Below are 24,717 nucleotides of genomic sequence, written 5' to 3' on the forward strand. Positions count from 1 at the left end.
TTTTACATGAACAGGTAAATTCACCACTTTGATCATCAGTAGAAAGTGAGGCAGCATTAGAATGAAAGCAACTGGAATCGTACGTCGAATTGATGATTTAGGCAGGGTAGTAATCCCGAAGGAAATTCGTAGAACTTTACGTATTCGAGAAGGAGACCCACTAGAAATATTTGTTGATCGCGATGGAGAAGTAATTTTGAAGAAATATTCTCCGATTAGTGAATTAGGGGATTTTGCAAAAGAATATACGGAAGCTTTATACGATAGCTTAGGACATAATGTGCTTGTATGTGATCGTGATTCTATTATCGCAGTAGCAGGCATATCTAAAAAAGAATACTTAAATAAAAGTGTTGGCGATTTAATTGAGAAGACAATGGAAGAGCGTAAGTCTGTAATTATGACGGACGAAAGCGAAATTTCAATTATTGATGGAGTAACAGAAAAAGTTAGCTCCTATACAATTGGCCCGATTGTTGCGAATGGGGATCCAATTGGAGCTGTTATTATCTTCTCTAAAGAGGCTATTATAAGTGAAGTAGAGCATAAGTCAGTAAATACAGCAGCGAGCTTCTTAGCGAAGCAAATGGAGCAGTAAAGATATATAATTTTAGAAGTTGCAATCTTTCCTAATTATGATATTTCTTTTGAAAAATCAATTATTTGGAGATATAGGTATATTGAATGAAGGTAGCGCTTTGCTACCTTTTTTCGTTGAACATTTTTAGTTTTGTAAGAACTCTTTATTACTCGTGGGTGTAAGGGAGCCTGTTTTTTCTTTGTGATATAATACGAAAGGTGAGAATAGAAAAAGGAGTTTTCTTGTATGGAAGCGAAGAAGTATCAAGCCTTTTGGCGTGGGGCTATTATATTAACGATCGCAAGTTTTATTACAAAAGTATTAAGCGCTTTTTACCGTATTCCATATCAAAACATAGCGGGAGATGTTGGTTTTTATATTTACCAACAAATTTATCCGTTTTATGGATTTTGTTTAATTTTAGCTACTTATGGATTCCCTATTATAATTTCAAAAATGGTTGCAGAAAGATTAGAAAGAGGAAAACAAAAAGAAGCAGAAGAAATAATTTGTGTATCTTTTTGGTTTTTATTAGGAATTGGCTTTATAGGGTTTTTCACATTGTTCTTTGGTGCCGAAACGATTGCATCGGCTATGGGTGATGTACACTTATATAAGTTATTACGTGTTATTTCATTTTCATTCATATTAATGCCATTCTTATCCGTAGCGAGAGGATATTTTCAAGGATTTAATAATATGATGCCGACGGCTGTTTCACAAGTAATTGAACAAACGATTCGTGTATCTATTATTGTCTTTTTATCACTATTCCTTATTGCTCACGGATTTGATCTATATACAGTCGGTGCAGGTGCTATGTTAGGTTCGATTGCAGGCGGGCTTATTGGGATTATCGTACTTTTACTTTATATGCGTCATGATTTTCGCGCCATTTTCTTTAAAAGCTTGAAGAGAGTTGGGGGAAAAAGAAGAATTGTTAAAATCCTTTTTTGGCAAGGAATAGCTATTTGTGTTAGTAATTTAGTCCTTATTTTTATACAAATGGCAGATTCGGTTTCCTTCTATACTTTACTCATTGGGGCAGGGGAACAGGCTGAAAGTGCAAAGGTACTAAAAGGTGTTTATGACAGAAGTATCCCTCTCATGCAATTAGGTACTGTCGTGACAACGTCTTTCTCATTGTCACTTATTCCGATTATTACAGCGGCAAAGGAAAGAGGAGATCTTGCTTTTATTCAAGAAAAGGTAAAGTTAGCGATGAAAATAACACTTGTTATTGGATTTGCAGCAGCCATCGGATTAACTTGCATTATTCAGCCTACAAATATTATGTTATTTGAGAATAGTGATGGGTCAGATGTGTTATCGATTTTATCTTTATCTATTTTATTTAGTTCATTGTCAATTACAACTGCTTCTATTTTACAAGGGCTGGGACAAACATTAAAACCAGCAATATTCGTTGTATTTGGAGGTTGTTTGAAGTTAGTTTTAAACTATATGTTAATGCCGCATTTTGGAGTTAAAGGAGCTGCGATTGCAACTTTAATTGCGCTTGTTGTAATTGCCTTGTTAAATAGTGTATTACTTATGCAATCTGTATCGGGGTCGCTTATTAATAAGCAGAAGATGTTCGGTATAGTTATTAGTGGTATCAGTATGGGATTTGTATTAATAATGTTTATTCGTGTGTTACAAATGTCTGGGTTAGTAATTGATGGGAATCATAGAGGAATCGCGACATTTGAAGCGTTGTTAGGTGTAGCTATTGGCGGATTGACATACATGTTTTTAATTTTAAAATTACGTGTATTTACAAAAGAAGAATTAGGATCCGTTATGAAAAAAGAGAAAAAAGAAGGTTCATTGAAGAAGAGTGGATAGAGGTGACAGGTTGTGAGTGGAATCATTACTATTTTAGGATTAGGTGCTGGTGAATTAGATCAGCTGACGATGGGCGTATACCGAAAGATAAAAGTAGCAGACCATATGTTTGTTAGAACGAAGGAGCACCCGGTTATAGAAGAGTTGGAGAAAGAAGGTATAAAATATACGGCTTTCGACAATATATATGAAGCGCATGATACATTTGAAATTGTATATGAAACAATTGCGAATACATTGCTAGAACAAGCTGAAGGTGCAGAAATTATTTATGCTGTTCCAGGTCATCCGCTAGTAGCAGAAAGAACAGTTCAGCTACTTTTAGAAAAAGGAGAAGTAGCAAATGTTGAAGTGCGAATTGAAGGTGGACAAAGTTTCCTTGATCCAATGTTCGCAAGTTTAAAAATCGATCCGATTGAAGGATTCCAATTAATTGATGCTACATCATTTGAAAGAGGGCAATTAGAATTACGTCAACATTTAATCTTTTGCCAAGTGTATGATGCGTTCGTTGCTTCAGATGTGAAGTTAACATTAATGGAAATATTGCCAGATGATTATGAAGTGTATATCGTAACAGCTGCAGGAACTTCGTTTGAACAAGTCAAAAAGGTACCGTTGTACATGTTAGATCATGAAACAGAATTGAATAATTTAACGAGTGTGTATGTACCACCAGTTCAGGAACGTGCATCCTTGTATCAACAGTTTGATGTACTGAGAGAAATTATTGCAGACCTTCGTGGACCGAATGGTTGTCCGTGGGATAAAAAGCAAACACATCAATCTTTAAAGAAGTATTTAATTGAGGAAGCTTATGAAGTATTGGAAGCAATTGATGAAGAGGACGATGATCACTTAGTAGAAGAGCTAGGTGATATATTATTACAAGTCATGCTTCATGCCCAAATTGGAGAGGATGAAGGTTGGTTCTCCATCGATGATATTATTCGAACTTTATCGGAGAAAATGGTTCGTCGTCATCCACATGTGTTTGGAAATACAGATGTAAATAATGCTGAAGAAGTGATTGCGAATTGGGAAGAAATTAAAAAACAAGAAAAGGGATTCGTAAAAGAATCTGTTTTAACTGGAATTCCAAAAAGTTTGCCGCAATTAATGCGTGCCTATGAAATTCAGAAGAAAGCTGGAAAGGTTGGATTTGATTGGGTTGATGTACAGCCAATGATAGAGAAAGCCCTAGAAGAATGGCAAGAATTCCAGCAAGAAGTTATAAATATGGATGAGGAAAAGATGCTAGGTGAATTTGGCGATTTACTATTTGCATTTGTTAACATAGCTCGTCATTATAAATTAGATCCAGAAGAAGCATTACGTTCAACTAATGAGAAATTTATGGGGCGTTTTTTATACATGGAAGCAAAAGTAGCTGAAATGAATAAAGAAATGCAAGATCTGTCATTAGAACAGTTGGATGTTTTATGGGAAGAGGCAAAGCAAACAGAGCGTTAATAGGGGGATTTGATATGCGTCTAGATAAATTTTTGAAAGTGTCACGTTTAATTAAAAGAAGAACATTAGCAAAAGAAGTATCTGATCAAGGAAGAATATCTATCAATGGTCAAGTCGCAAAAGCGAGTTCAGATGTGAAAGTGGCTGATGAATTAACAATTCGTTTCGGTCAAAAAATAGTAACGGTGAAAGTAAATGAATTGAAAGAAACAACAAAAAAAGAAGATGCAGCAAATATGTATAGCCTAGTCCGCGAAGAAAAAGTAAAAGCAGAAGAGGGCTTGTTCTAAAATATGCTATCCCTTCATACATTACTATTAGCTAGTATAAAGCTATGGGGGGATTTTCGTGAATAATGGTTACTCACCTATGTCTTCTAATCAACAAAATGTTTCTGTAGAGCATGATATTATTATGCGTGGTAGGCGTGTGATCGATATTACTGGTGTAAAACAAGTAGAGAGTTTTGATAGCGAAGAATTTTTACTCGAGACTGTGATGGGTTTTTTAACAATTCGTGGACAAAACTTGCAAATGAAGAATTTAGATGTGGAAAAAGGTGTTGTATCGATTAAAGGCAAGATTCATGAGATGTTGTATATTGATGAGAATCAAGGGGAGAAAACTAAAGGCTTCTTTAGTAAGTTGTTTAAATGAGTCTAACAATTCAGTTGTATACAATGCTTTCGATGATCGGAATGGGTGCTTGGATTGGAGCATCATTAGATACATACCAACGTTTTTTAAAGCGTCAGGAACGTAAACGTTGGCTTGTATTTATACATGATATACTATTTTGGGTTGTCCAAGCATTATTCGTTTTTTATGTATTACTTCTCGTAAATGAAGCTGAACTACGTATATATGTATTTTTGGCATTATTATGTGGTTTTGCGGCATATCAAAGCTTATTGAAAGCACTATACATGAGGTTGTTAAATTTACTCATCTATATTTTTGTGCAAACAACACATTTTTTTGTTCGAATTATACAGCTACTCATGATAAAACCTGTTATTATTATAGCGCAGCTATTTATTGCATTTATATTATTCTTATTTCGTATACTGCTTTCAATTGGACATGTGTTATGGAAAATGGTGATTTGGATATTACTTTTCATATGGAAAGTTTTTTTCTGGCCTGTTCGATTTATTGCTTTGCTCATATGGAAACTTCTCCCTAATCGTGTTAAACTTTTTATAATGAAACATGTAGGGTTCCTGCAATATATAGCAAAATTGAAGGGACACATCTTCCAACTATGGGAGCGTATAAAAAAGAAGTTAGGGGGACCTCGGAAATGAGGGAACTGAGACAAAGAACAATCGAAAAACAGAGTCCAAATCCTGTTAAAGAGCATATAATACAAACGGATGAGAACAGGAAGCGACTTTATCGCCGTTTAGCGGTTTTTCTTGTCTTTGCTTTTACAATTATTGCGAGTATTAGTGTAACTTTTTATCAACAAAACAGTTCCATTAAAGCAAAAGAAGCAAAAGTTAAGGACATGAAAAAAGAACTAGATTCATTAACGAATAAAGAAAAAAGTCTAAAAGACGAAGTTCAAAAGTTAAATGATGAAGAGTACGTATTAAAGATTGCTAGAAGGGATTATTTCTTCTCCGGAAAAGGGGAGATAATTTTTCCTGTTTCTAAGTAAAGTATGTCTTATTGACACTATATTTTAGGATTATATATAATAAAGTAAAATTTGACTTTTTAATCACTAAGGAGGAGCATTTTTTTTATGTCAATCGAGGTAGGCAGCAAGTTACAGGGTAAAGTAACAGGTATTACAAATTTTGGGGCTTTTGTGGAGCTGCCAGAAGGCTTAACGGGTCTTGTTCATATTAGTGAAGTTGCTGATAATTATGTGAAAGATATTAACGATCACTTAAAAGTGGGCGACCAAGTAGAAGTAAAAGTTATTAATGTTGAAAAAGATGGGAAAATTGGTCTATCTATTAAAAAAGCGAAAGAACGTGAAAAAACAGAAGGAGATCGTCCACGCGGTGAATACCAACGCGGTGGTGATCAACAACGTTCTGGACGTCCACAACGTAATAATCGCTCTTTCAACAGAGATAATCGCGGTGGCGGTAACGACCGAGCTCCAAAAGAAACATTTGAGCAAAAGATGGCACGCTTCTTAAAGGATAGCGAAGATCGTTTAACTTCTTTAAAGCGTAACACAGAGTCTAAACGTGGTGGCCGTGGCGCACGTCGCGGATAATAAGAACGTTTAGTTTTTAACATATAGAGAGGTACCCAGAGTGATGGCTCAGGGTGCTTTTTTATATGCGAAAATATATTTTTTAAAAAAGTTCTTGAGATGTGTTGACTTTAAATGATATCTGATGTAAGATACTAATTGTCCGTTAAATAAGACGACATGGCGGTGTAGCTCAGCTGGCTAGAGCGTACGGTTCATACCCGTGAGGTCGGGGGTTCGATCCCCTCCGCCGCTATATTTAATTTAACGGCCCGTTGGTCAAGTGGTTAAGACACCGCCCTTTCACGGCGGTAACACGGGTTCGAATCCCGTACGGGTCATCTAAAAAGATCATGCAAACTTGCATGATCTTTTTTTATTAAATAAAAAAGTAAGACATACAATACTTCTACAAAATCACCTTAAATTTTCTGAATCTTCAATATAATAAAGAGAGATAAATTACATACTATGTATATATGTAGAGTTATTTCGAATAAAAAGTCGAACGATTATAAAAGTGAAAACTGTTGTTTTGACAAAAATCCCAATAAGCATCTTTTATAATGACAGTAATTAAACTATGCAGGTGGTGTTAAAAATATGCCTAAAGCAGGAAGGAATACTATGAATACAAGTGCATTGGCAATGAATGAAAGTCAGCTTGGAGGAATAAAGTGGACGAGTAAGTTGCGAATGAAGTTTGAACAAGTTTTCTTTAGATGGGGATTTATTATTGTTGTTATTGGTTTTCTTTTGGGAAGAGCATATATATTAACAAACATTTTACCGTTTGCATTACCGTTTTTCGCTGCCGTTTATGTTATGAAGCGAGATAAAATGCCGCTCGCATTCCTAGCTTTAATGGGAGGAGCACTTTCAGTTTCGATAGATAATTTATTTTTTACTTTCGCGTCTATCTTTACTTTCTTCATTTATAATATCTTCTTTAGTCGGTTTACACGTAAAACTGTTGGACTTGTACCATTCCAAGTATTTATCTCCGCATTAACCGCACATTTAGTTGTTGTATATTTTGCACAGCAAACTATCACCATGTACGATTTGCTCGTTAGCACGATTGAAGCGGGGCTTAGTTTCGTATTAACGATGATATTTTTACAAAGTGTTCCGCTCTTAGTAGAAAGGAAAGGGAAACAACAAGCATTAGAGACAGAAGAAATTGTTTGTTTAATTATATTACTAGCATCTGTTTTAACAGGTACGACGGATTGGTTTGTATATGACGCTTCTATTCAACATATTTTCACTAGATATTTAGTGTTAGTATTTGCCTTCATCGCCGGCGCTGCTACAGGATCCACAGTTGGGGTTGTCACCGGCTTAATATTAAGTTTAGCGAATGTGTCCAGTTTGTCTCAGCTTAGCCTTCTTGCTTTTTCTGGATTGCTTGGAGGGTTATTGAAAGAAGGGAAGCGTCTAGGCGTTAGTTTAGGTTTGTTAATTGGGACAAGCTTAATTACATTATATGTAGATAAGCAAACGAACATTGTAACAACTTTAATTGAATCAGGTGTGGCAATTGTTTTCTTTTTATTAACACCGAAACTTGTTCTGGATCGCATTGCTAAATTTATGCCGGGAACACAAGAGCATTCACAAGATCAACAACAATATTTAAGAAGAATGCGCGATGTTACAGCGAACAAAATTAATCAATTTGCAAATGTGTTTGCGGCTTTATCTAATAGCTTTTCTGTATATGGTTATGTGGAGGAGGAAGATAAAGAAACAGAGGCAGATTTATTTTTAAGTACAATTACTGCGAAAACATGTCAAACGTGCTTTAAAAAGGATCAATGCTGGGTGGTTAATTTTGACAAAACGTATGATTATATGAAACAAATAATGAGTGAAACGGAAGAAGGAACACTGCAGCATAATCGGAAGTTAGTTCGTGAATGGGACAAGCATTGTGTGAGAGGTAAGAAAGTAACAGATTTAGTAGCCGGTGAATTAGATCACTTTTATGAGGGACAAAAATTACGAAAACAAATGAAAGAAAATCGCAGAATAGTAGCGGAGCAATTATTAGGCGTATCAAAAGTTATGGAGGATTTCGCACAGGAAATACAAAGAGAGCGAGAAAATCATCAAGTACAGGAAGAACAAATTTTGCAAGCGTTTCGTGATTTTGGCGTCGAAGTGGAGCATGTTGATATTTATTGTTTAGATAGAGGGAGCATTGATATTGAGATGTTAATTCCGGCTGCATCTAATGAGCATGGTGAGTGCGAAAAATTAGTTGCGCCGATGCTTTCGGATATTCTAAAAGAAAATATTGTCGTTAAACATGAAGAAAAGTCTTCTTATCCAAATGGTCACAGTTTAATATCATTTGGTTCAGCAAAGACGTATTCTCTTGATACGGGATTGGCTACAGCTGCAAAAGGCGGTGGGTTTGTTTCGGGGGATTCTTATGCGATGATGGATTTGAGTGTGGGTAAATATGCACTTGCGATTAGTGACGGTATGGGAAATGGGCAACGAGCTCATATGGAGAGTAAGGAAACGGTAAAATTATTACAAAAGATACTTCAATCAGGTATTGATGAGGAAATAGCAATTAAATCGATCAATTCAATTCTTTCTTTAAGAACGACAGAAGAGATGTTTACAACACTGGATTTGGCGATGGTAGATTTACGGGATGCGAATGCGAAATTTTTAAAGATCGGATCGACGCCGAGTTTTGTTAAACGCGCAAATAATATTTTGAAAATTGAAGCAAGTAATTTGCCAATGGGGATCATTGAAGATGTTGAGGTTGATGTAGTGGGTGAGCAATTAAAAACGGGCGATATTCTTATTATGATGAGCGATGGTATTTTTGAAGGAGCGCAGCATGTGGAGAACCATGAATTATGGATGAAACGAAAAATTAAGGAACTGCAAACCGAGGACCCGCAAGAAATTGCTGATATCATTATGGAAGAAGTGATTCGTTCTTGTGATGGTTATATAAATGACGATATGACAATTGTTGTGGCGAAAGTAAAGAAGAATATGCCGAAGTGGGCTACGATTCCAATTGTAGGAATGCAGGCGCAATAAAGTAAAACTTTAATCAGTGGGGGGTTCTCCATCCCCGCAGATAAAAAGCCCGTACCAATCGGGCTTTTTATCTGCTATTGATTCATATAGTCTATTCTGAAAAACCTAGGCGAATTCCTAGGTTTTTTTGCTTTAAAAGGTAATGTTATTATTTTTTTGAATATGTGCGGAGGATGTAAGATAAAAATGTAATTTTTGTATATCTTTTTTTTGCACAATGTTTGTAAAAGTTGTACCATTATAGACAAGGTAACTAACGTTGCTGTTCTTGTTTAATGAAAGGTGATTACGAAGTTGAAAGATACATTTGTTGAAAAGGTAGATGACTTTGTAAAGCAGCATGATGTATTAAAGGAATGTTCAACAATTGTTGTAGGAGTTTCGGGTGGCCCTGACTCTTTAGCTCTTCTATATTATTTGTTAGAAAAAAGGGCAGAAAAACAGTTGGAAATTGTAGTAGCGCATGTGGATCATATGTTTAGAGGCGATGAATCTCATGAGGATCTACAGTTTGTGCAGGATCTTTGCAAAGGACTGGGAGTTACTTGCGAAACGATAAGGGTTAACGTGTCGCAATATCAACAGCAATACGGAATGAATGCGCAGGTTGCTGCTAGAGAATGCAGATATGCATTTTTGGAAAGAATAATGAAGAAATATGATGCGAGATATGTAGCTCTTGGGCATCATGGAGATGATCAAGTAGAAACGATTTTAATGCGCCTTGTACGAGGGAGTACTCCGAAAGGGTATGCAGGAATTGCAGTGAAGCGTCCTTTTCATAATGGATATTTAATTAGGCCTTTACTTGGAGTGACGAAGGAAGAAATTGTTAATTACTGTAATGAGCTAAATTTAATTCCCCGTATAGATCCGAGTAATAAAAAGGAAGTATATACAAGGAATCGATTACGTAAATATGTCCTTCCTCATTTGAAAGAAGAAAATCCACAAGTGCATGAGAAATTTCAAAAATTTAGCGTGCAGATGCAAGAGGATGAGGCTTATTTGCAGGAATTAGCTTTTGAGAAAATGAATAAAGTAATTACAAAAAAAAGTGATAAACAAATTAGCTTATCAATTCCTGCCTTTGAATCCATGTCTATGCCTTTACAAAGAAGAGGGATTCAACTAATATTAAACTATCTTTATGAATATAAGATTCCATCTTCTCTTTCCTCTATACATATTGACAAAGTGATTGAGTTTTTTAAGCGGACACAACCTTCGGGTTCACTTGATTTCCCAGGTGATTTAAAAATTGTTCGCACATACGAGGAGTGTAGCTTTGGATTTAAACAAGAAATTGTTTCTCCTTTTTCGCAAGATTTATCAGTACCCGGGACAATTACGCTATCGAACGGGGATGAACTTGTAATAGAGGTGAGCGAAGATATACCAAGTAACATGAATGAAACAGTATTTGTTGCTAAGTATAATGATATATCATATCCACTTCGTATTCGTTCTAGGGAAAATGGAGATCGCATGTCAATACAAGGTATGAATGGCACAAAAAAGATAAAAACTATTTTTATCGAAGCAAAAGTACCAAGAGAAAAAAGAGAAGCATGGCCGGTCGTTTGTGATGCAAGTGGGAATATTATTTGGATACCCTTGTTGAAGCGATCTGCATTTGCTGTTTCGAAAGAGCTGGCAAAGAAGGATAAATATATGATTATTCACTACAAAAGCAAGGAGTCTTCCGGGAGGATAATGAAATGATGAATCAAGATATCGAAAAAGTATTAATTTCTGAAGAACAAATACAAGAAAAGGTGCGCGAATTAGGTGCAATTATTGCAGAGGATTATAAAAACACAGTACCTCTTGCAATTGGTGTATTAAAAGGCGCAATGCCATTCATGGCAGATTTATTAAAGAGAACAGATACATATCTTGAAATGGATTTTATGGCTGTATCTAGTTACGGTCACTCTACTGTTTCAACAGGCGAAGTGAAAATTTTAAAAGATCTTGATACTTCTGTAGAAGGTCGCGATATTTTAATCGTTGAGGATATTATTGATAGCGGTCTTACGCTAAGTTACTTAGTGGACCTATTTAAATATCGTAAAGCGAAGTCTGTAAAAATTGTTACGTTATTAGACAAACCAACAGGCCGCAAGGTAGATTTGAAAGCGGATTATGTTGGATTTACTGTCCCACATGAGTTTGTTGTAGGATATGGATTAGATTATAAAGAGCAGTACCGTAATCTTCCTTATGTAGGAGTATTAAAACCAAGCGTTTACTCAAATTAATTAAATACAGGCGTTACAATTGTATAGGAAAGTTTTTCTATGTTACGATTTACAATAGTGTTTATGCCGTGAGAGGAGGTTAGGAATGAATCGTATCTTCCGTAATACCATCTTTTATTTACTGATATTCCTAGTAGTAATTGGAATCGTGAGCTATTTTAATGGTTCAACGCAAAAAACGACATCAGTTAGCTACGATAAATTCATTACTAAACTAGAAAAAGGTGAAGTGCGCAATGTGCAACTTCAACCGAAAAATGGTGTGTTTGAGGTAAAAGGACAATTTAATACTTCTAGCCAAGGAGAACAATTTGTTACTTATGCACCAAATACTGAGGAATTACAAAAGAAAATTAATGATAAAGCGCAAGGTGCTGAAGTTAAGTATCAACCAGCAGAAGAAACAAGTGCTTGGGTAACCTTCTTTACTTCTATCATTCCGTTTGTCATTATCTTCATTTTATTCTTCTTCTTATTAAACCAAGCTCAAGGCGGCGGTAGCCGTGTTATGAACTTCGGGAAAAGTAAGGCGAAGTTATATAATGACGAAAAGAAAAAAGTTCGTTTCAGAGATGTTGCTGGAGCGGATGAAGAGAAACAAGAGCTTGTTGAGGTAGTTGAATTCTTGAAAGATCCTCGTAAGTTTGCTGAAGTTGGTGCCCGTATTCCTAAGGGTGTTCTGTTAGTGGGACCTCCAGGTACAGGTAAAACTTTATTAGCACGTGCTGTTGCAGGTGAAGCTGGCGTTCCGTTCTTCTCTATCAGTGGTTCTGACTTCGTAGAGATGTTTGTCGGTGTCGGTGCATCCCGTGTACGTGATTTATTCGAAAATGCAAAGAAAAATGCTCCTTGTATCATTTTCATTGATGAAATTGATGCAGTAGGACGTCAACGTGGCGCAGGTCTTGGTGGTGGCCATGATGAGCGTGAGCAAACGCTGAACCAATTACTTGTTGAAATGGATGGATTCGGTGCAAACGAAGGTATTATTATCATCGCTGCAACAAACCGTCCCGATATTCTTGATCCAGCATTATTACGTCCAGGTCGTTTTGACCGTCAAATTACAGTAGATCGTCCAGATGTAAATGGTCGTGAAGCTGTACTTAAAGTACATGCTCGTAATAAACCGCTTGATGATCATATCAACTTAAGAGCAATTGCAACTCGTACACCAGGGTTCTCTGGTGCCGATCTTGAAAACTTATTAAACGAAGCTGCTTTAGTAGCTGCGCGTCAAGATAAGAAGAAAATTGATATGAGTGACATTGATGAAGCGACGGATCGTGTTATTGCAGGTCCAGCTAAGAAAAGTCGTGTTATCTCTGAAAAAGAACGTAATATCGTTGCATTCCATGAAGCTGGCCATACTGTAATTGGTGTTGTCCTTGATGAAGCAGATATCGTTCATAAAGTAACAATTGTCCCTCGTGGTCAAGCTGGTGGATATGCAGTAATGCTTCCGAAAGAAGATCGTTACTTCATGACAAAACCAGAGTTACTTGATAAAATCACTGGTTTACTTGGTGGTCGAGTAGCTGAAGAGATTGTGTTTGGTGAAGCAAGCACAGGTGCTCACAACGACTTCCAACGTGCGACTGGTATTGCAAGACGTATGGTTACGGAGTTCGGTATGAGTGATAAGCTTGGACCGATGCAATTCGGTAGCTCGCAAGGTGGTCAAGTGTTCTTAGGAAGAGACTTCCATTCAGAACAAAACTACAGTGATGCAATTGCACATGAAATCGATGTGGAAATGCAAACGATTATAAAAGAATGTTATGCCCGCGCGAAACAAATTCTTACTGAAAAACGTGATAAGCTAGATATTATTGCGAAAACGTTACTTGAAGTAGAAACGTTAGATGCAGAGCAAATTAATCATTTATATGATTACGGCAGATTGCCAGAGCGCCCAACATCTTCAGATGATGTAAAAGTAAACATCAATATGAAGAAGGACGATGAAGACGTAGAAGATAAGTAAGAGATAAAGGAGTGACAATTGTCACTCCTTTTTTATTTGTAGAAAAATACTAAGTCGGAAAAATTTTTAATAAAATTAGTATTAAAAATTGAAATAGAGAGTAATCTTTTTGTAAAATGATGAGGATAGAAAAGCTGATTATATAAGTATGTGTGATATGATGTTTTTATAAGTTTTATACATACTACATAAATATAGATTAAATAAGATAAGTGGTGAGAATATGATTTTTGTATTGGATGTAGGGAACACAAATGCTGTACTAGGCGTATTTCAAGATGGGGAACTTCGTCAGCATTGGCGTATGGAAACAGATCGTCACAAGACGGAAGATGAATATGGAATGCTTGTAAAGCAGTTACTTGAGCATGAGGGTCTTTCATTTGAAGATGTGAAAGGTATTATTGTGTCTTCAGTTGTACCACCAATTATGTTTGCTTTAGAGCGCATGTGTGAAAAGTATTTTAAAATTAAACCGCTTGTAGTGGGGCCCGGGATAAAAACAGGGCTAAATATTAAATATGAAAATCCGCGTGAAGTAGGCGCAGACCGAATTGTAAATGCAGTAGCGGGAATCCATTTATATGGAAATCCGCTTATTATTGTCGATTTCGGTACGGCTACCACATATTGTTATATTAACGAAGAGAAGCATTACATGGGTGGAGTTATTACACCGGGAATTATGATTTCAGCGGAAGCCTTATATAGTAGAGCGGCAAAACTTCCTCGTATTGAAATTACAAAACCAAGTAGTGTTATTGGGAAGAATACAGTAAGTGCGATGCAATCTGGTATTCTTTACGGATATGTTGGACAAGTGGAAGGTATTGTTAAGCGTATGAAAGAGGAAGCTAAACAGGAACCAAAAGTTATTGCAACAGGTGGATTAGCGAAATTAATTTCAGAAGAATCAAATGTAATTGATATCGTAGATCCGTTTTTAACGTTAAAAGGTTTGTATATGTTATATGAACGTAATGCAAATTTACAGTATGAGAAAGGTGAATAAATAAGTATGAAAGATTATTTAGTAAAAGCTTTAGCATTTGATGGAGAAGTACGTGCGTATAGTGTGCGTACAACAAATACAGTAAGTGAAGCGCAAAGACGTCACGACACGTGGAGAACTGCTTCAGCAGCGCTTGGCCGTTCTTTAACTGCGGGTACAATGATGGGTGCGATGTTAAAAGGTAATCAAAAGTTAACAATTAAGGTAGAGGGTAACGGTCCGATTGGTCCAATCTTAGTGGATGCTCATGCAAATGGGGATGTACGTGGTTATGTAACGAATCCGCATGTTGATTTTGAAGGAACAGAACAAGGAAAACTACGTGTATATCAAGCGGTGGGAACAGAAGGATTTGTAACTGTAATTAAAGATATTGGTATGCGCGAGCCGTTTATTGGTCAATCTCCAATTGTTTCAGGTGAATTAGGGGAAGACTTCACGTACTATTTTGCAGTTTCTGAACAGACGCCTTCTTCTGTTGGTGTTGGTGTTCTTGTAAATGGAGATGACAGCGTATTAGCGGCGGGTGGATTTATCCTTCAAATTATGCCGGGCGCACAGGAAGAAACAATTGCATTCATTGAAGATCGTTTGCAAAAAATCCCTCCTGTATCAACATTGATTGAACAAGGTCTTTCTCCAGAAGAGCTACTATATGCAGTTCTTGGGGAAGATAAAGTAAAAGTATTAGAAACTATGGATGTTCAATTTAATTGCACTTGCTCACGTGAACGTATTGAGAGTGTGTTAATTAGTTTAGGTAAAACAGAATTAGAGCAAATTCGTGAAGAAGAAGAAGAGACGGAAGTGCACTGTCATTTCTGTAATGAACGATATAAATTCTCTAAAGAAGATATTACAAGCATAATTGTGAACTTGTAATAAGGAAGTTTGGGTGGAGAATTGTTCGCTCGGATAGATTGACAAACAGGGAATTTTCTGACAAAATCTAAATATAGATAAAACCAATAAAAATACTCGGTGTTAGGAGTGACAGGAATGCGAGTGGCACAATCAGTTTCAGAATTAATCGGGAAAACGCCGATCGTTAAGTTGAACCGCATCGTAGAATCAGACAGCGCAGATGTATACTTAAAATTAGAATTTATGAATCCTGGGAGCAGCGTTAAAGATCGTATTGCATTAGCTATGATTGAAGATGCTGAAAAGAAAGGATTATTAAAAGAAGGCGATACAATCATTGAGCCAACAAGTGGTAACACAGGAATTGGTTTAGCGATGGTAGCGGCCGCTAAAGGATATAAGGCGATTTTAGTAATGCCAGAAACAATGAGTATTGAGCGTCGTAATTTATTACGTGCTTACGGTGCTGAATTAGTATTGACTCCAGGTCCTGAAGGAATGGGTGGGGCAATTCGTAAAGCGACTGAATTAGCGAAAGAGCATGGCTACTTTATACCGCAACAGTTCCAAAATCAATCAAATCCAGAAATTCATCGTTTAACAACAGGTCCAGAAATTGTTGAACAAATGGGTGATCAATTAGATGCGTTTATTGCAGGTATTGGTACAGGTGGAACAATTACTGGTGCTGGTGAAGTGCTGAAGGAAGCGTATAAAGATATTAAAATTTATGCAGTAGAACCTGCGGACTCACCAGTATTATCTGGTGGGAAGCCGGGTCCACATAAAATCCAAGGAATTGGGGCGGGATTCATCCCAGAGACATTGGATGTAAAGGTATATGATGAAATTATTCAAGTAAAAACAGAGCAAGCGTTTGAATATGCGAGAAGAGTGGCTAAAGAGGAAGGTATTTTAGTTGGTATCTCTTCAGGAGCAGTTATTTATGCAGCGACAGAAGTTGCGAAAAAATTAGGTAAAGGGAAAAAAGTACTTGTTATTATTCCAAGTAACGGTGAACGTTATTTAAGTACACCACTTTATCAATTTGAATCATAATTGAATGTGATTGAAAAGCATCCTTGAAAAAGGATGCTTTTTTCTTTTTGGATTGGAAATAGGAAAAGAGTGATTGACTAGAAAACTTCATGTAAAATAAGAGGTAGTATAATTAATTTATTTTCACTAACCTTCGAGTATAATCATTTTCTATATAAAGAGCTTATGTAGTTTGAGGTGGTTAATCTAAGAGGGTGGGATAAAAGAAGACGGGGTGTTGATATGCAACGAAGAAAATCTTTAGCGCTTTCTATTCCATATCAGTTAGATTTCTTTAAGCAATATAAATTTCTTTCTCAGGATAAGCCGCAACATATTTTGCTAGAAAGCGGACGTGGCGGTCGTTATAACATAGTGGGGTTAAACCCAGTAGCGGTAATCCAAGGGAAGGGTGAAACGTTACATATTAGCGAAAGTGGTAAGGAAACAATAAAGCGAGGGAATCCATTAGATTTAATGCAAGAATATATGGAAAAATGGAAAACAGACTACAATCCAGAGTACCCGCCGTTTCAAGGTGGTGCGATTGGCTACTTTAGTTATGATTGTATCCGTTATATCGAAAAACTCCCTTCTCTTGCAGAGGATGATCTGAATATACCCGATATATTCTTTTTATTATTTGACGATGTGTTTGTCTATGATCAAGAAGAAAAAGTATTGTGGATTATTACACATTATGTAGATAAGCATGCAGAGGCGGAAGAACGATTACATGAATGGAAGAATCTTTGGGCGGCAGAAGTGCCTGAAGTGACTATGCCGTTTGAACGTCCTGAAAAGAAAAATGAAGCGGTTGCTTTTACAGAAGAAGGCTTTATGAAGGCTGTTGAACGTATTCAAGAATATATTGGAAATGGTGATGTGTTTCAAGTGAACTTGTCGACAAGGCAAGAAAGAACTTTACAAACGCATCCGCTAGAAATTTATACAAGTCTTCGTAAAATTAATCCATCTCCATATATGGGATACTTGGAGCTTGGGGATTTTCAAATTGTTAGTGCTTCGCCTGAATTGCTAATTAAAAAACAAGGGCAAGAAGTAAGTACAAGACCAATTGCTGGTACAAGATCCCGCGGTGCGAATGAACAAGAGGATGAAGAATTAGCGAGGGAATTAATTGAGAACGAAAAGGAACGAGCGGAGCATGTAATGCTTGTAGATTTAGAACGAAATGATTTAGGGCGCGTTTGTAAATATGGCACTGTAGAAGTAGATGAATTTATGGTAATTGAAAAGTACTCACATGTTATGCATATCGTTTCTAATGTGCGTGGTGAGGTGGAAGAAGATAAGGATGCTTTCGATTTAGTGAAAGCTGTATTCCCTGGTGGAACAATTACCGGTGCCCCGAAAATACGTACGATGGAAATTATTGAAGAATTAGAACCTGTTCGACGAGGGATTTATACAGGTTCAATTGGTTGGATTGGTTATTCTGGAGATACGGAATTGAATATTGTAATTAGAACGCTTCTTGCTAAAGATGGGCAAGCGCATGTGCAAGCAGGAGCGGGAATTGTAATTGATTCAAATCCGAAAAATGAATATAAAGAGTCGTTAAAAAAGGCAATTGCTTTATGGCGTGCAAAAGAAAGTAGCGAAGAAACGGTTAGGTGAGAGAAATGATATTAATGATTGATAATTATGATTCTTTTACATTTAATTTAGTGCAATTTCTTGGAGAACTTGGACAAGAGCTTGTTATTAAGCGTAATGATGAAGTGACTATTGCAGATATTGAGAATATGAAACCAGATTTCTTAATGATTTCACCAGGTCCATGTAGTCCGAATGAAGCGGGAATTAGTATGGAAGCTATTAAATACTTTGCAGGAAAGCTTCCGATTTTTGGAGTTTGTCTTGGGCATCAATCTATTGCGCAAGTCTTTGGTGGAGAAGTTGTTCGAGCAGAGCGATTAATGCATGGGAAAACGTCGCCTATGCATCATGATGGAAAGACGATTTTCTCGGACATTCCTAATCCATTTACTGCAACGCGTTATCATTCCCTTATTGTTAAGAAAGAGACGTTACCTGATTGCTTAGAGGTAACATCTTGGACAGAGGAAGGGGAAATTATGGCGCTTCGTCATACAACATTACCGATTGAAGGTGTGCAGTTCCATCCGGAATCTATTATGACTTCTCATGGGAAAGAATTATTACAGAATTTCATTCGCAAATATAGTCCAAGCGTGGCATCATGTTAATTTACGTAAATGGTGAATATGTAGAAGCGAATGAAGCGAAAATTTCTCCTTATGACCATGGTTATTTATACGGACTTGGAGTTTTTGAGACGTTTCGTATTTATAATGGTCATTCTTTCTTGTTGGATGATCATTATAAACGTTTAATAGATGCGCTAGATACATTGCAAATCAAATGGACAATGACAAAAGATGATGTAATGCTTATTTTGAAAAATCTCCTCGTTAAGAATGAATTGGAGCATGCATATGTTCGTTTCAATGTATCGGCGGGTGTAGATGAAATAGGATTGCAAACCGAAATGTATGAAGAGCCGTCGGTTATTGTTTTTATAAAACCTTTACCAGCCCCAGGGGATATAGTGGAAAAAGAAGGGGTTGTTTTAAAACAAGTGCGAAATACACCAGAGGGTGCGTTTCGCTTGAAGTCCCATCATTATTTAAATAACATTTTAGGGAAACGCGAAATTGGAAATGTTGTGGATAAGGAAGGTATTTTTCTTACTGAAGCAGGTTATGTTGCAGAGGGTATTGTTTCGAATCTCTTTTTTGTGAAAGACAATGTTTTGTATACGCCTTCGCTAAAAACAGGGATTTTAAATGGTATCACTCGTGCATTTATTATAAAGGTTGCAGAGGAGCTTCGTATGGAAATAAAGGAAGGTTTCTTTACGAAAGATGAATTGCTTTCAGCAGATGAAGCTTTTGTAACGAATTCCATTCAAGAAATTGTTCCGCTTTATCATATAGAGGGACGAGATTTCCCGGGTAAAGTCGGACTGATTACAAAAAGGTTTATGCATCTTTATGAAATGCAGAGAGAGAAATTGTGGAGTAGAAATGAATTGCGAAGAGGAGATGTGTAATTTGAAGTGGGATTATGATTTGCGCTGCGGCGAATATACATTGAATTTAAATGAAAAGACATTAATTATGGGGATTTTAAATGTAACGCCAGATTCATTTTCTGATGGTGGGAGTTACAACGAAGTGGATGCTGCGGTGCGCCATGCGAAAGAAATGAAAGATGAAGGTGCTCATATTATTGATATTGGTGGTGAATCTACTCGCCCGGGTTTCGCTAAAGTTTCGGTGGAAGAAGAAATTAAACGAGTTGTTCCGATGATCCAGACGGTTTCGAAGGAAGTGGAATTGCCTATTTCTATCGATACGTATAAAGCAGAAGTTGCGAAACAAGCAATTGAAGCTGGTGCTCACATTATTAATGATATTTGGGGGGCGAAGGCGGAACCGAAAATTGCTGAAGTTGCAGCTCATTATGATGTACCTATCATCTTAATGCATAACCGTGACAATATGAGTTATCGTAATTTAATGGCGGATATGATTGCTGATTTGTATGACAGTATTAAAATTGCTAAAGCTGCTGGTGTACGAGATGAGAATATTATTTTAGACCCAGGTATTGGTTTTGCTAAGACGCCTGAACAAAATTTGGAAGCGATGCGTAATTTAGAACAGTTAAATGTACTAGGTTATCCAGTTCTTTTAGGCACTTCAAGAAAGTCCTTTATTGGACATGTACTAGATTTACCGGTAGAGGAACGTCTTGAGGGAACTGGAGCTACCGTTTGTCTCGGTATTGAAAAGGGCTGTGAATTTGTTCGTGTTCATGATGTGAAAGAAATGGCGCGTATGGCTAAAATGATGGATGCGATGATTGGTAAGGGGGTAAAGTAATTGGATAAAATTTATATCCATGATATGGAGTTTTACGGTTATCATGGTGTATTCCCAGAGGAAAATAAATTAGGTCAGAGGTTTAAAGTTGATTTAACGGTAGAATTGGATTTGAAACGTGCAGGAGAAAGTGATGACTTAGAGCATTCTGTCAATTATGGAGAGCTTTTTGAATTGTGTAGGAAAGTTGTCGAAGATAGAACGTATAAGCTTGTAGAGAGCATCGCTGAAAATATCGCTACAAATATATTGAAACAATATGAGAGTATTTCACGATGTACAATTAAGGTAATTAAACCAGATCCGCCGATACCGGGGCATTATCGCGCTGTAGCGGTAGAAATTACGAGAGAACGTTCATGAATAATATAGCGTACATTGCATTAGGTTCGAATATTGGAGAGCGTTATACGTATTTAACTGAAGCGATTCAGTTTTTAAATAAAAGTCCGTATATCCAAGTTGATGATGTTTCATCAGTGTATGAAACTGATCCAGTTGGCTATACTGACCAAAGTTGCTTTTTAAATTTAGTTATAAAAATTTCTACCAATTTATCACCACAAGAATTATTGAAAGTAACGCAAAAAGTAGAGAATGACCTAGGAAGAAAAAGGGAAATTAGATGGGGTCCGAGAACCATCGACCTTGACATCTTACTCTATAATCAAGAAAATATTGAAGCAGAGAATCTTATTGTTCCGCATCCGCGGATGTTCGAAAGAGCTTTTGTTATCGTTCCGTTGTTAGAAATTAATCAAGATATAAAACAAGACATTTCACGTTCACAAGTAGAAGAAATGAAAAGGCGAGAGGGAGTAACGGTATGGAAGCAGAAAAATGGGGAAGACGCATTCGTGCTTTTCGAAAGCTGAAAGGCTATACACAGGAAGGTTTTGCTAAAGAATTAGGGGTATCTGTATCTGTTTTAGGTGAAGTTGAGAGAGGGAATCGATCGCCTTCCCAAGATTTTGTAGTAGAAGTTGCTAAAGCATTAAAGGTCTCGATAGATGAACTAATGCCAAAGTAATTATGAAGGAAGGAGTAAATCCAGTGTTAAAGATTGCAAATATTGAGATGAAAAATCCGGTTGTACTAGCACCGATGGCGGGAGTGTGTAACTCTGCATTCCGTTTAACAGTAAAAGAATTTGGTGCAGGCTTAGTTTGTGCTGAAATGGTAAGTGATAAGGCGATATTACTTAATAATAAGAGAACGTTAGATATGTTATATATCGACGAGAGAGAAAAGCCATTAAGTTTACAAATTTTTGGTGGAGAGAAAGAAACGCTTGTAGATGCTGCGAAATATGTAGATAAATATACGACAGCAGACATTATTGATATTAATATGGGTTGTCCAGTACCAAAAATCACTAAGTGTGATGCAGGAGCAAAATGGCTTTTAGATCCAAATAAAATATATGAAATGGTAGCGGCAGTTGTAGATGCTGTTGAAAAGCCAGTTACAGTTAAAATGCGTATTGGTTGGGATGAAGAACATATTTTCGCAATAGAAAATGCTAGAGCTGTTGAGCGTGCTGGTGGACAGGCAGTGGCAGTTCATGGACGTACACGAGTGCAAATGTATGAAGGAAAAGCAGATTGGGATATTATTAAACAAGTAAAGCAAGCTGTGAATATCCCGGTTATTGGAAATGGTGATGTTGAAACACCGCAAGATGCGAAGCGTATGCTTGATGAAATTGGTGTAGATGGTGTTATGATTGGCCGTGCTGCTCTTGGGGATCCGTGGATGATTTATCGTACGGTAAAGTATTTAGAGACGGGTGAATTAATGCCGGAACCAACAGTGCGCGAGAAAATTGATGTATGTATGTTGCATCTAGATCGTCTTATCGATTTAAAGAATGAAAATGTTGCTGTAAGAGAGATGAGAAAGCATGCGGCTTGGTATTTAAAAGGTGTTCGTGGTAATGCGAGTGTGCGTAATGGCATCAATACTTGCAACACACGTCAAGACCTTGCGAATGTATTAGGTGCATTTGTAGAAGAAGTAGAAGCGAAACAACAAACAATTTATGTTGGTTAATAAGGGAATGTAGAAGATTGACATTCTTCTACACACTTCCTATAATTACGTGAAAGAAAGAAGAACTGCCAGTTAGTTGCTGGCAGTTTTTCTAGTTGAGTAGAAAATGCTATACTGTATATATTGTAAAAATTAATAGAGCTGGAGTGATATCAATATCATGGATAACATGAACCACGAAGAATTAAACGACCAATTGCTTGTTCGTCGTGAAAAGCTACATAATTTACGTGAGCAAGGAATCGATCCGTTTGGTAAACGATTTGAACGCACAAATTCAACAACGGACTTAGTAAGTCTATATGGAGAATTCTCTAAAGAAGAATTAGAAGAGAAAGAAATCACTGTTTCTATCGCTGGTCGTATTATGACAAAACGCGGTAAAGGAAAAGCTGGATTCGCGCACATTCAAGATTTACACGGACAAGTTCAAATTTACGTTCGTAAAGATACTGTTGGAGATGAAGAGTACGAATTATTTACGACAGCAGATTTAGGTGACTTAGTAGGTATTGAAGGTAAAGTGTTCAAAACGAACGTTGGAGAACTTTCAGTAAAAGCAACAGGATTTACACTTTTAACGAAATCCCTTCGTCCATTACCGGATAAATACCATGGATTAAAAGATGTTGAACAACGTTACCGTCAACGTTACTTAGACTTAATTACAAGTATGGAAAGTCGTGAAACATTTGTTACTCGTAGTAAAATCATTCGTGAGATGAGAAGATATTTAGATGACAACGGTTATCTTGAAGTAGAAACGCCTATGATGCACGCGATTGCAGGTGGAGCATCTGCTCGTCCTTTCACAACGCACCATAATGCGTTAGATATGGAATTATATATGCGTATCGCAATTGAACTTCATTTAAAACGTCTTATTGTGGGTGGATTAGAAAAAGTTTATGAGATCGGCCGTGTATTCCGTAATGAGGGTGTATCAACTCGTCATAACCCTGAGTTTACGATGATTGAATTATATGAAGCATATGCTGATTATAATGATATTATGAAACTAACAGAAAATATGGTTGCTCATATTGCGAAAAAAGTATTGGGTACAACAACAATCCAATATGGTGATTATGAAATTAATCTAGAACCAGAATGGACACGTCTTCATATGGTAGATGCAATTAAGCAACACTCTGGAGCAGATTTCTGGAATCCAATGAGTGTAGAAGAAGCGCGTGAACTTGCAAAAGAACATAATGTAGAAATTAAGGATACAATGGAAGTTGGTCATATTATTAATGAGTTCTTCGAACAAAAAGTAGAAGATAAATTAATCCAACCGACATTTATTTATGGTCATCCGGTAGAAATTTCGCCACTTGCGAAAAAGAATGACGAAGATCCACGATTCACAGATCGTTTCGAGTTATTTATCGTTGCACGTGAACATGCGAATGCATTCACTGAGTTAAACGATCCAATCGATCAAAAAGAACGTTTTGAAGCTCAATTAAAAGAGCGCGAGCAAGGTAATGATGAAGCTCACATGATGGATGATGATTATATCGAAGCTCTTGAGTACGGTATGCCTCCTACGGGCGGATTAGGAATCGGTATTGATCGTTTAGTTATGTTATTAACAAATGCACCATCTATTCGCGATGTACTATTATTCCCTGCTATGCGTCATAAGCAAGACTAAGCTTTGGAGATTTCTCCAAAGCTTTTTTTTATTTTACTATGAGTGATTTGAAGGAAGTGGGTTTTGATAGGGATCATTTAGAAATTATATTTATATAGAAGAAACATGCTATTTTTATGCTTTTTTACTAAGTTAAAAATTTTATTAGAAAAACTATTGCATTTTAATAAGCGAACTGGTATATTTATATTCGTTGCCACGAGAGGTAACAAAAGAAACAAACGAAAAACAACTTATTTAAAAAAGTTGTTGACGAAAATATAACAAAATGTTATATTAATAAAGTCGCTTCTGAGCGACGAAGTAGTTCTTTGAAAACTGAACGAAACAAACAACGTGAAACGTCAATTTTTATTTTTAGATGCTAGACAAACTAACTTTATTGGAGAGTTTGATCCTGGCTCAGGATGAACGCTGGCGGCGTGCCTAATACATGCAAGTCGAGCGAATGGATTGAGAGCTTGCTCTCAAGAAGTTAGCGGCGGACGGGTGAGTAACACGTGGGTAACCTGCCCATAAGACTGGGATAACTCCGGGAAACCGGGGCTAATACCGGATAACATTTTGAACTGCATGGTTCGAAATTGAAAGGCGGCTTCGGCTGTCACTTATGGATGGACCCGCGTCGCATTAGCTAGTTGGTGAGGTAACGGCTCACCAAGGCAACGATGCGTAGCCGACCTGAGAGGGTGATCGGCCACACTGGGACTGAGA

At 36.9% G+C, this 24,717-nt stretch carries 24 protein-coding genes, 2 tRNA genes and 1 rRNA gene (1 of these 27 only partly in view); all 27 read left to right on the forward strand.

Annotation, left to right across the window (positions count from 1 at the left end; all coding sequences use genetic code 11):
* Positions 1 to 61: 61 nt before the first annotated feature.
* Positions 62 to 598, forward strand: a complete 537-nt coding sequence (gene spoVT / locus MHH42_RS00305) for a stage V sporulation protein T (protein WP_000648310.1) — start codon at positions 62 to 64, stop codon at positions 596 to 598.
* A gap of 228 nt (positions 599 to 826) precedes the next feature.
* Positions 827 to 2,428, forward strand: a complete 1,602-nt coding sequence (locus tag MHH42_RS00310; RefSeq protein ID WP_000387567.1) for a putative polysaccharide biosynthesis protein — start codon at positions 827 to 829, stop codon at positions 2,426 to 2,428.
* 12 nt (positions 2,429 to 2,440) lie between these two features.
* Positions 2,441 to 3,901, forward strand: a complete 1,461-nt coding sequence (gene mazG, locus MHH42_RS00315; protein WP_000014272.1) for a nucleoside triphosphate pyrophosphohydrolase — start codon at positions 2,441 to 2,443, stop codon at positions 3,899 to 3,901.
* 14 nt (positions 3,902 to 3,915) lie between these two features.
* Positions 3,916 to 4,191 (forward strand): RNA-binding S4 domain-containing protein, encoded by a 276-nt coding sequence (locus tag MHH42_RS00320; protein ID WP_001234879.1) that lies wholly within the window; start codon positions 3,916 to 3,918, stop codon positions 4,189 to 4,191.
* A gap of 58 nt (positions 4,192 to 4,249) precedes the next feature.
* Positions 4,250 to 4,558, forward strand: a complete 309-nt coding sequence (gene yabP, locus MHH42_RS00325) for a sporulation protein YabP (protein ID WP_001059100.1) — start codon at positions 4,250 to 4,252, stop codon at positions 4,556 to 4,558.
* Positions 4,555 to 5,208, forward strand: coding sequence for a spore cortex biosynthesis protein YabQ (gene yabQ, locus MHH42_RS00330; RefSeq protein WP_340892673.1), 654 nt, complete (start codon positions 4,555 to 4,557; stop codon positions 5,206 to 5,208). Before yabP ends, yabQ begins: the two co-directional genes overlap by 4 nt.
* On the forward strand, positions 5,205 to 5,564 hold the full coding sequence (gene divIC / locus MHH42_RS00335; protein ID WP_001208736.1) for a cell division protein DivIC: 360 nt from the start codon (positions 5,205 to 5,207) through the stop codon (positions 5,562 to 5,564). The genes yabQ and divIC overlap by 4 nt, the downstream gene beginning before the upstream one ends.
* An 87-nt stretch (positions 5,565 to 5,651) precedes the next feature.
* The gene (locus MHH42_RS00340; RefSeq protein WP_000021451.1) at positions 5,652 to 6,137 is read left to right on the forward strand and encodes a S1 domain-containing RNA-binding protein; all 486 of its coding nucleotides are present in this window, start codon (positions 5,652 to 5,654) and stop codon (positions 6,135 to 6,137) included.
* Between the two features lie 161 nt (positions 6,138 to 6,298).
* Positions 6,299 to 6,372: transfer RNA gene (locus MHH42_RS00345), tRNA-Met, on the forward strand.
* A gap of 13 nt (positions 6,373 to 6,385) precedes the next feature.
* Positions 6,386 to 6,457: transfer RNA gene (locus MHH42_RS00350), tRNA-Glu, on the forward strand.
* Between the two features lie 262 nt (positions 6,458 to 6,719).
* Positions 6,720 to 9,191, forward strand: coding sequence for a stage II sporulation protein E (gene spoIIE / locus MHH42_RS00355; protein ID WP_001123547.1), 2,472 nt, complete (start codon positions 6,720 to 6,722; stop codon positions 9,189 to 9,191).
* A gap of 294 nt (positions 9,192 to 9,485) precedes the next feature.
* Complete coding sequence (tilS, locus tag MHH42_RS00360) at positions 9,486 to 10,916, forward strand: tRNA lysidine(34) synthetase TilS (RefSeq protein ID WP_340892676.1); 1,431 nt, start codon at positions 9,486 to 9,488, stop codon at positions 10,914 to 10,916.
* Positions 10,913 to 11,455 (forward strand): hypoxanthine phosphoribosyltransferase, encoded by a 543-nt coding sequence (gene hpt, locus MHH42_RS00365; protein WP_000981842.1) that lies wholly within the window; start codon positions 10,913 to 10,915, stop codon positions 11,453 to 11,455. Before tilS ends, hpt begins: the two co-directional genes overlap by 4 nt.
* A gap of 85 nt (positions 11,456 to 11,540) precedes the next feature.
* Positions 11,541 to 13,442 carry an ATP-dependent zinc metalloprotease FtsH gene (gene ftsH / locus MHH42_RS00370; protein WP_001079666.1) on the forward strand — a complete coding sequence of 634 codons (1,902 nt, stop codon included), beginning with the start codon at positions 11,541 to 11,543 and terminating at the stop codon, positions 13,440 to 13,442.
* 223 nt (positions 13,443 to 13,665) lie between these two features.
* Positions 13,666 to 14,454, forward strand: a complete 789-nt coding sequence (locus tag MHH42_RS00375; RefSeq protein WP_340892679.1) for a type III pantothenate kinase — start codon at positions 13,666 to 13,668, stop codon at positions 14,452 to 14,454.
* Between the two features lie 6 nt (positions 14,455 to 14,460).
* A complete protein-coding gene (hslO, locus tag MHH42_RS00380) occupies positions 14,461 to 15,336 on the forward strand; it encodes a redox-regulated molecular chaperone HslO (protein ID WP_000656374.1) in 876 nt (291 codons plus the stop codon).
* 117 nt (positions 15,337 to 15,453) lie between these two features.
* Positions 15,454 to 16,377, forward strand: a complete 924-nt coding sequence (gene cysK / locus MHH42_RS00385) for a cysteine synthase A (RefSeq protein WP_001261721.1) — start codon at positions 15,454 to 15,456, stop codon at positions 16,375 to 16,377.
* 222 nt (positions 16,378 to 16,599) lie between these two features.
* On the forward strand, positions 16,600 to 17,997 hold the full coding sequence (gene pabB, locus MHH42_RS00390) for an aminodeoxychorismate synthase component I (protein ID WP_001189707.1): 1,398 nt from the start codon (positions 16,600 to 16,602) through the stop codon (positions 17,995 to 17,997).
* Positions 17,998 to 18,002: 5 nt separating this feature from the next.
* Positions 18,003 to 18,590, forward strand: coding sequence for an aminodeoxychorismate/anthranilate synthase component II (pabA, locus tag MHH42_RS00395; RefSeq protein ID WP_000602280.1), 588 nt, complete (start codon positions 18,003 to 18,005; stop codon positions 18,588 to 18,590).
* Complete coding sequence (gene pabC / locus MHH42_RS00400) at positions 18,584 to 19,456, forward strand: aminodeoxychorismate lyase (protein WP_340892684.1); 873 nt, start codon at positions 18,584 to 18,586, stop codon at positions 19,454 to 19,456. Before pabA ends, pabC begins: the two co-directional genes overlap by 7 nt.
* Complete coding sequence (gene folP / locus MHH42_RS00405) at positions 19,431 to 20,291, forward strand: dihydropteroate synthase (protein ID WP_002104269.1); 861 nt, start codon at positions 19,431 to 19,433, stop codon at positions 20,289 to 20,291. The genes pabC and folP overlap by 26 nt, the downstream gene beginning before the upstream one ends.
* On the forward strand, positions 20,292 to 20,654 hold the full coding sequence (gene folB, locus MHH42_RS00410; RefSeq protein WP_000358065.1) for a dihydroneopterin aldolase: 363 nt from the start codon (positions 20,292 to 20,294) through the stop codon (positions 20,652 to 20,654). It begins immediately after the preceding gene.
* On the forward strand, positions 20,651 to 21,166 hold the full coding sequence (folK, locus tag MHH42_RS00415) for a 2-amino-4-hydroxy-6-hydroxymethyldihydropteridine diphosphokinase (RefSeq protein WP_001059455.1): 516 nt from the start codon (positions 20,651 to 20,653) through the stop codon (positions 21,164 to 21,166). Before folB ends, folK begins: the two co-directional genes overlap by 4 nt.
* Positions 21,118 to 21,321 (forward strand): helix-turn-helix domain-containing protein, encoded by a 204-nt coding sequence (locus tag MHH42_RS00420; RefSeq protein ID WP_000387027.1) that lies wholly within the window; start codon positions 21,118 to 21,120, stop codon positions 21,319 to 21,321. The genes folK and MHH42_RS00420 overlap by 49 nt, the downstream gene beginning before the upstream one ends.
* 23 nt (positions 21,322 to 21,344) lie before the next feature.
* A complete protein-coding gene (gene dusB, locus MHH42_RS00425; protein WP_000912241.1) occupies positions 21,345 to 22,343 on the forward strand; it encodes a tRNA dihydrouridine synthase DusB in 999 nt (332 codons plus the stop codon).
* A gap of 160 nt (positions 22,344 to 22,503) precedes the next feature.
* Positions 22,504 to 24,003 (forward strand): lysine--tRNA ligase, encoded by a 1,500-nt coding sequence (gene lysS / locus MHH42_RS00430; RefSeq protein WP_000369685.1) that lies wholly within the window; start codon positions 22,504 to 22,506, stop codon positions 24,001 to 24,003.
* A gap of 379 nt (positions 24,004 to 24,382) precedes the next feature.
* Positions 24,383 to 24,717, forward strand: a 16S ribosomal RNA gene (locus MHH42_RS00435) (it continues 1,217 nt past the right edge of the window).

This window comes from Bacillus sp. FSL L8-0099, from assembly GCF_038006385.1.
Lineage (GTDB): Bacteria > Bacillota > Bacilli > Bacillales > Bacillaceae_G > Bacillus_A > Bacillus_A toyonensis.

Bases quoted from the DNA above. Each gene is read 5' to 3' on its own strand.
- yabQ (WP_340892673.1), top strand. From the start codon at position 4,555: ATGAGTCTAACAATTCAGTTGTATACAATGCTTTCGATGATCGGAATG.
- MHH42_RS00340 (WP_000021451.1), top strand. From the start codon at position 5,652: ATGTCAATCGAGGTAGGCAGCAAGTTACAGGGTAAAGTAACAGGTATT.
- pabC (WP_340892684.1), top strand. From the start codon at position 18,584: ATGTTAATTTACGTAAATGGTGAATATGTAGAAGCGAATGAAGCGAAA.
- MHH42_RS00320 (WP_001234879.1), top strand. From the start codon at position 3,916: ATGCGTCTAGATAAATTTTTGAAAGTGTCACGTTTAATTAAAAGAAGA.
- spoVT (WP_000648310.1), top strand. From the start codon at position 62: ATGAAAGCAACTGGAATCGTACGTCGAATTGATGATTTAGGCAGGGTA.
- hpt (WP_000981842.1), top strand. From the start codon at position 10,913: ATGATGAATCAAGATATCGAAAAAGTATTAATTTCTGAAGAACAAATA.
- lysS (WP_000369685.1), top strand. From the start codon at position 22,504: ATGGATAACATGAACCACGAAGAATTAAACGACCAATTGCTTGTTCGT.
- cysK (WP_001261721.1), top strand. From the start codon at position 15,454: ATGCGAGTGGCACAATCAGTTTCAGAATTAATCGGGAAAACGCCGATC.
- MHH42_RS00420 (WP_000387027.1), top strand. From the start codon at position 21,118: ATGGAAGCAGAAAAATGGGGAAGACGCATTCGTGCTTTTCGAAAGCTG.
- pabB (WP_001189707.1), top strand. From the start codon at position 16,600: ATGCAACGAAGAAAATCTTTAGCGCTTTCTATTCCATATCAGTTAGAT.
- folK (WP_001059455.1), top strand. From the start codon at position 20,651: ATGAATAATATAGCGTACATTGCATTAGGTTCGAATATTGGAGAGCGT.
- folP (WP_002104269.1), top strand. From the start codon at position 19,431: ATGAATTGCGAAGAGGAGATGTGTAATTTGAAGTGGGATTATGATTTG.
- spoIIE (WP_001123547.1), top strand. From the start codon at position 6,720: ATGCCTAAAGCAGGAAGGAATACTATGAATACAAGTGCATTGGCAATG.
- hslO (WP_000656374.1), top strand. From the start codon at position 14,461: ATGAAAGATTATTTAGTAAAAGCTTTAGCATTTGATGGAGAAGTACGT.
- pabA (WP_000602280.1), top strand. From the start codon at position 18,003: ATGATATTAATGATTGATAATTATGATTCTTTTACATTTAATTTAGTG.
- MHH42_RS00310 (WP_000387567.1), top strand. From the start codon at position 827: ATGGAAGCGAAGAAGTATCAAGCCTTTTGGCGTGGGGCTATTATATTA.
- MHH42_RS00375 (WP_340892679.1), top strand. From the start codon at position 13,666: ATGATTTTTGTATTGGATGTAGGGAACACAAATGCTGTACTAGGCGTA.
- divIC (WP_001208736.1), top strand. From the start codon at position 5,205: ATGAGGGAACTGAGACAAAGAACAATCGAAAAACAGAGTCCAAATCCT.
- ftsH (WP_001079666.1), top strand. From the start codon at position 11,541: ATGAATCGTATCTTCCGTAATACCATCTTTTATTTACTGATATTCCTA.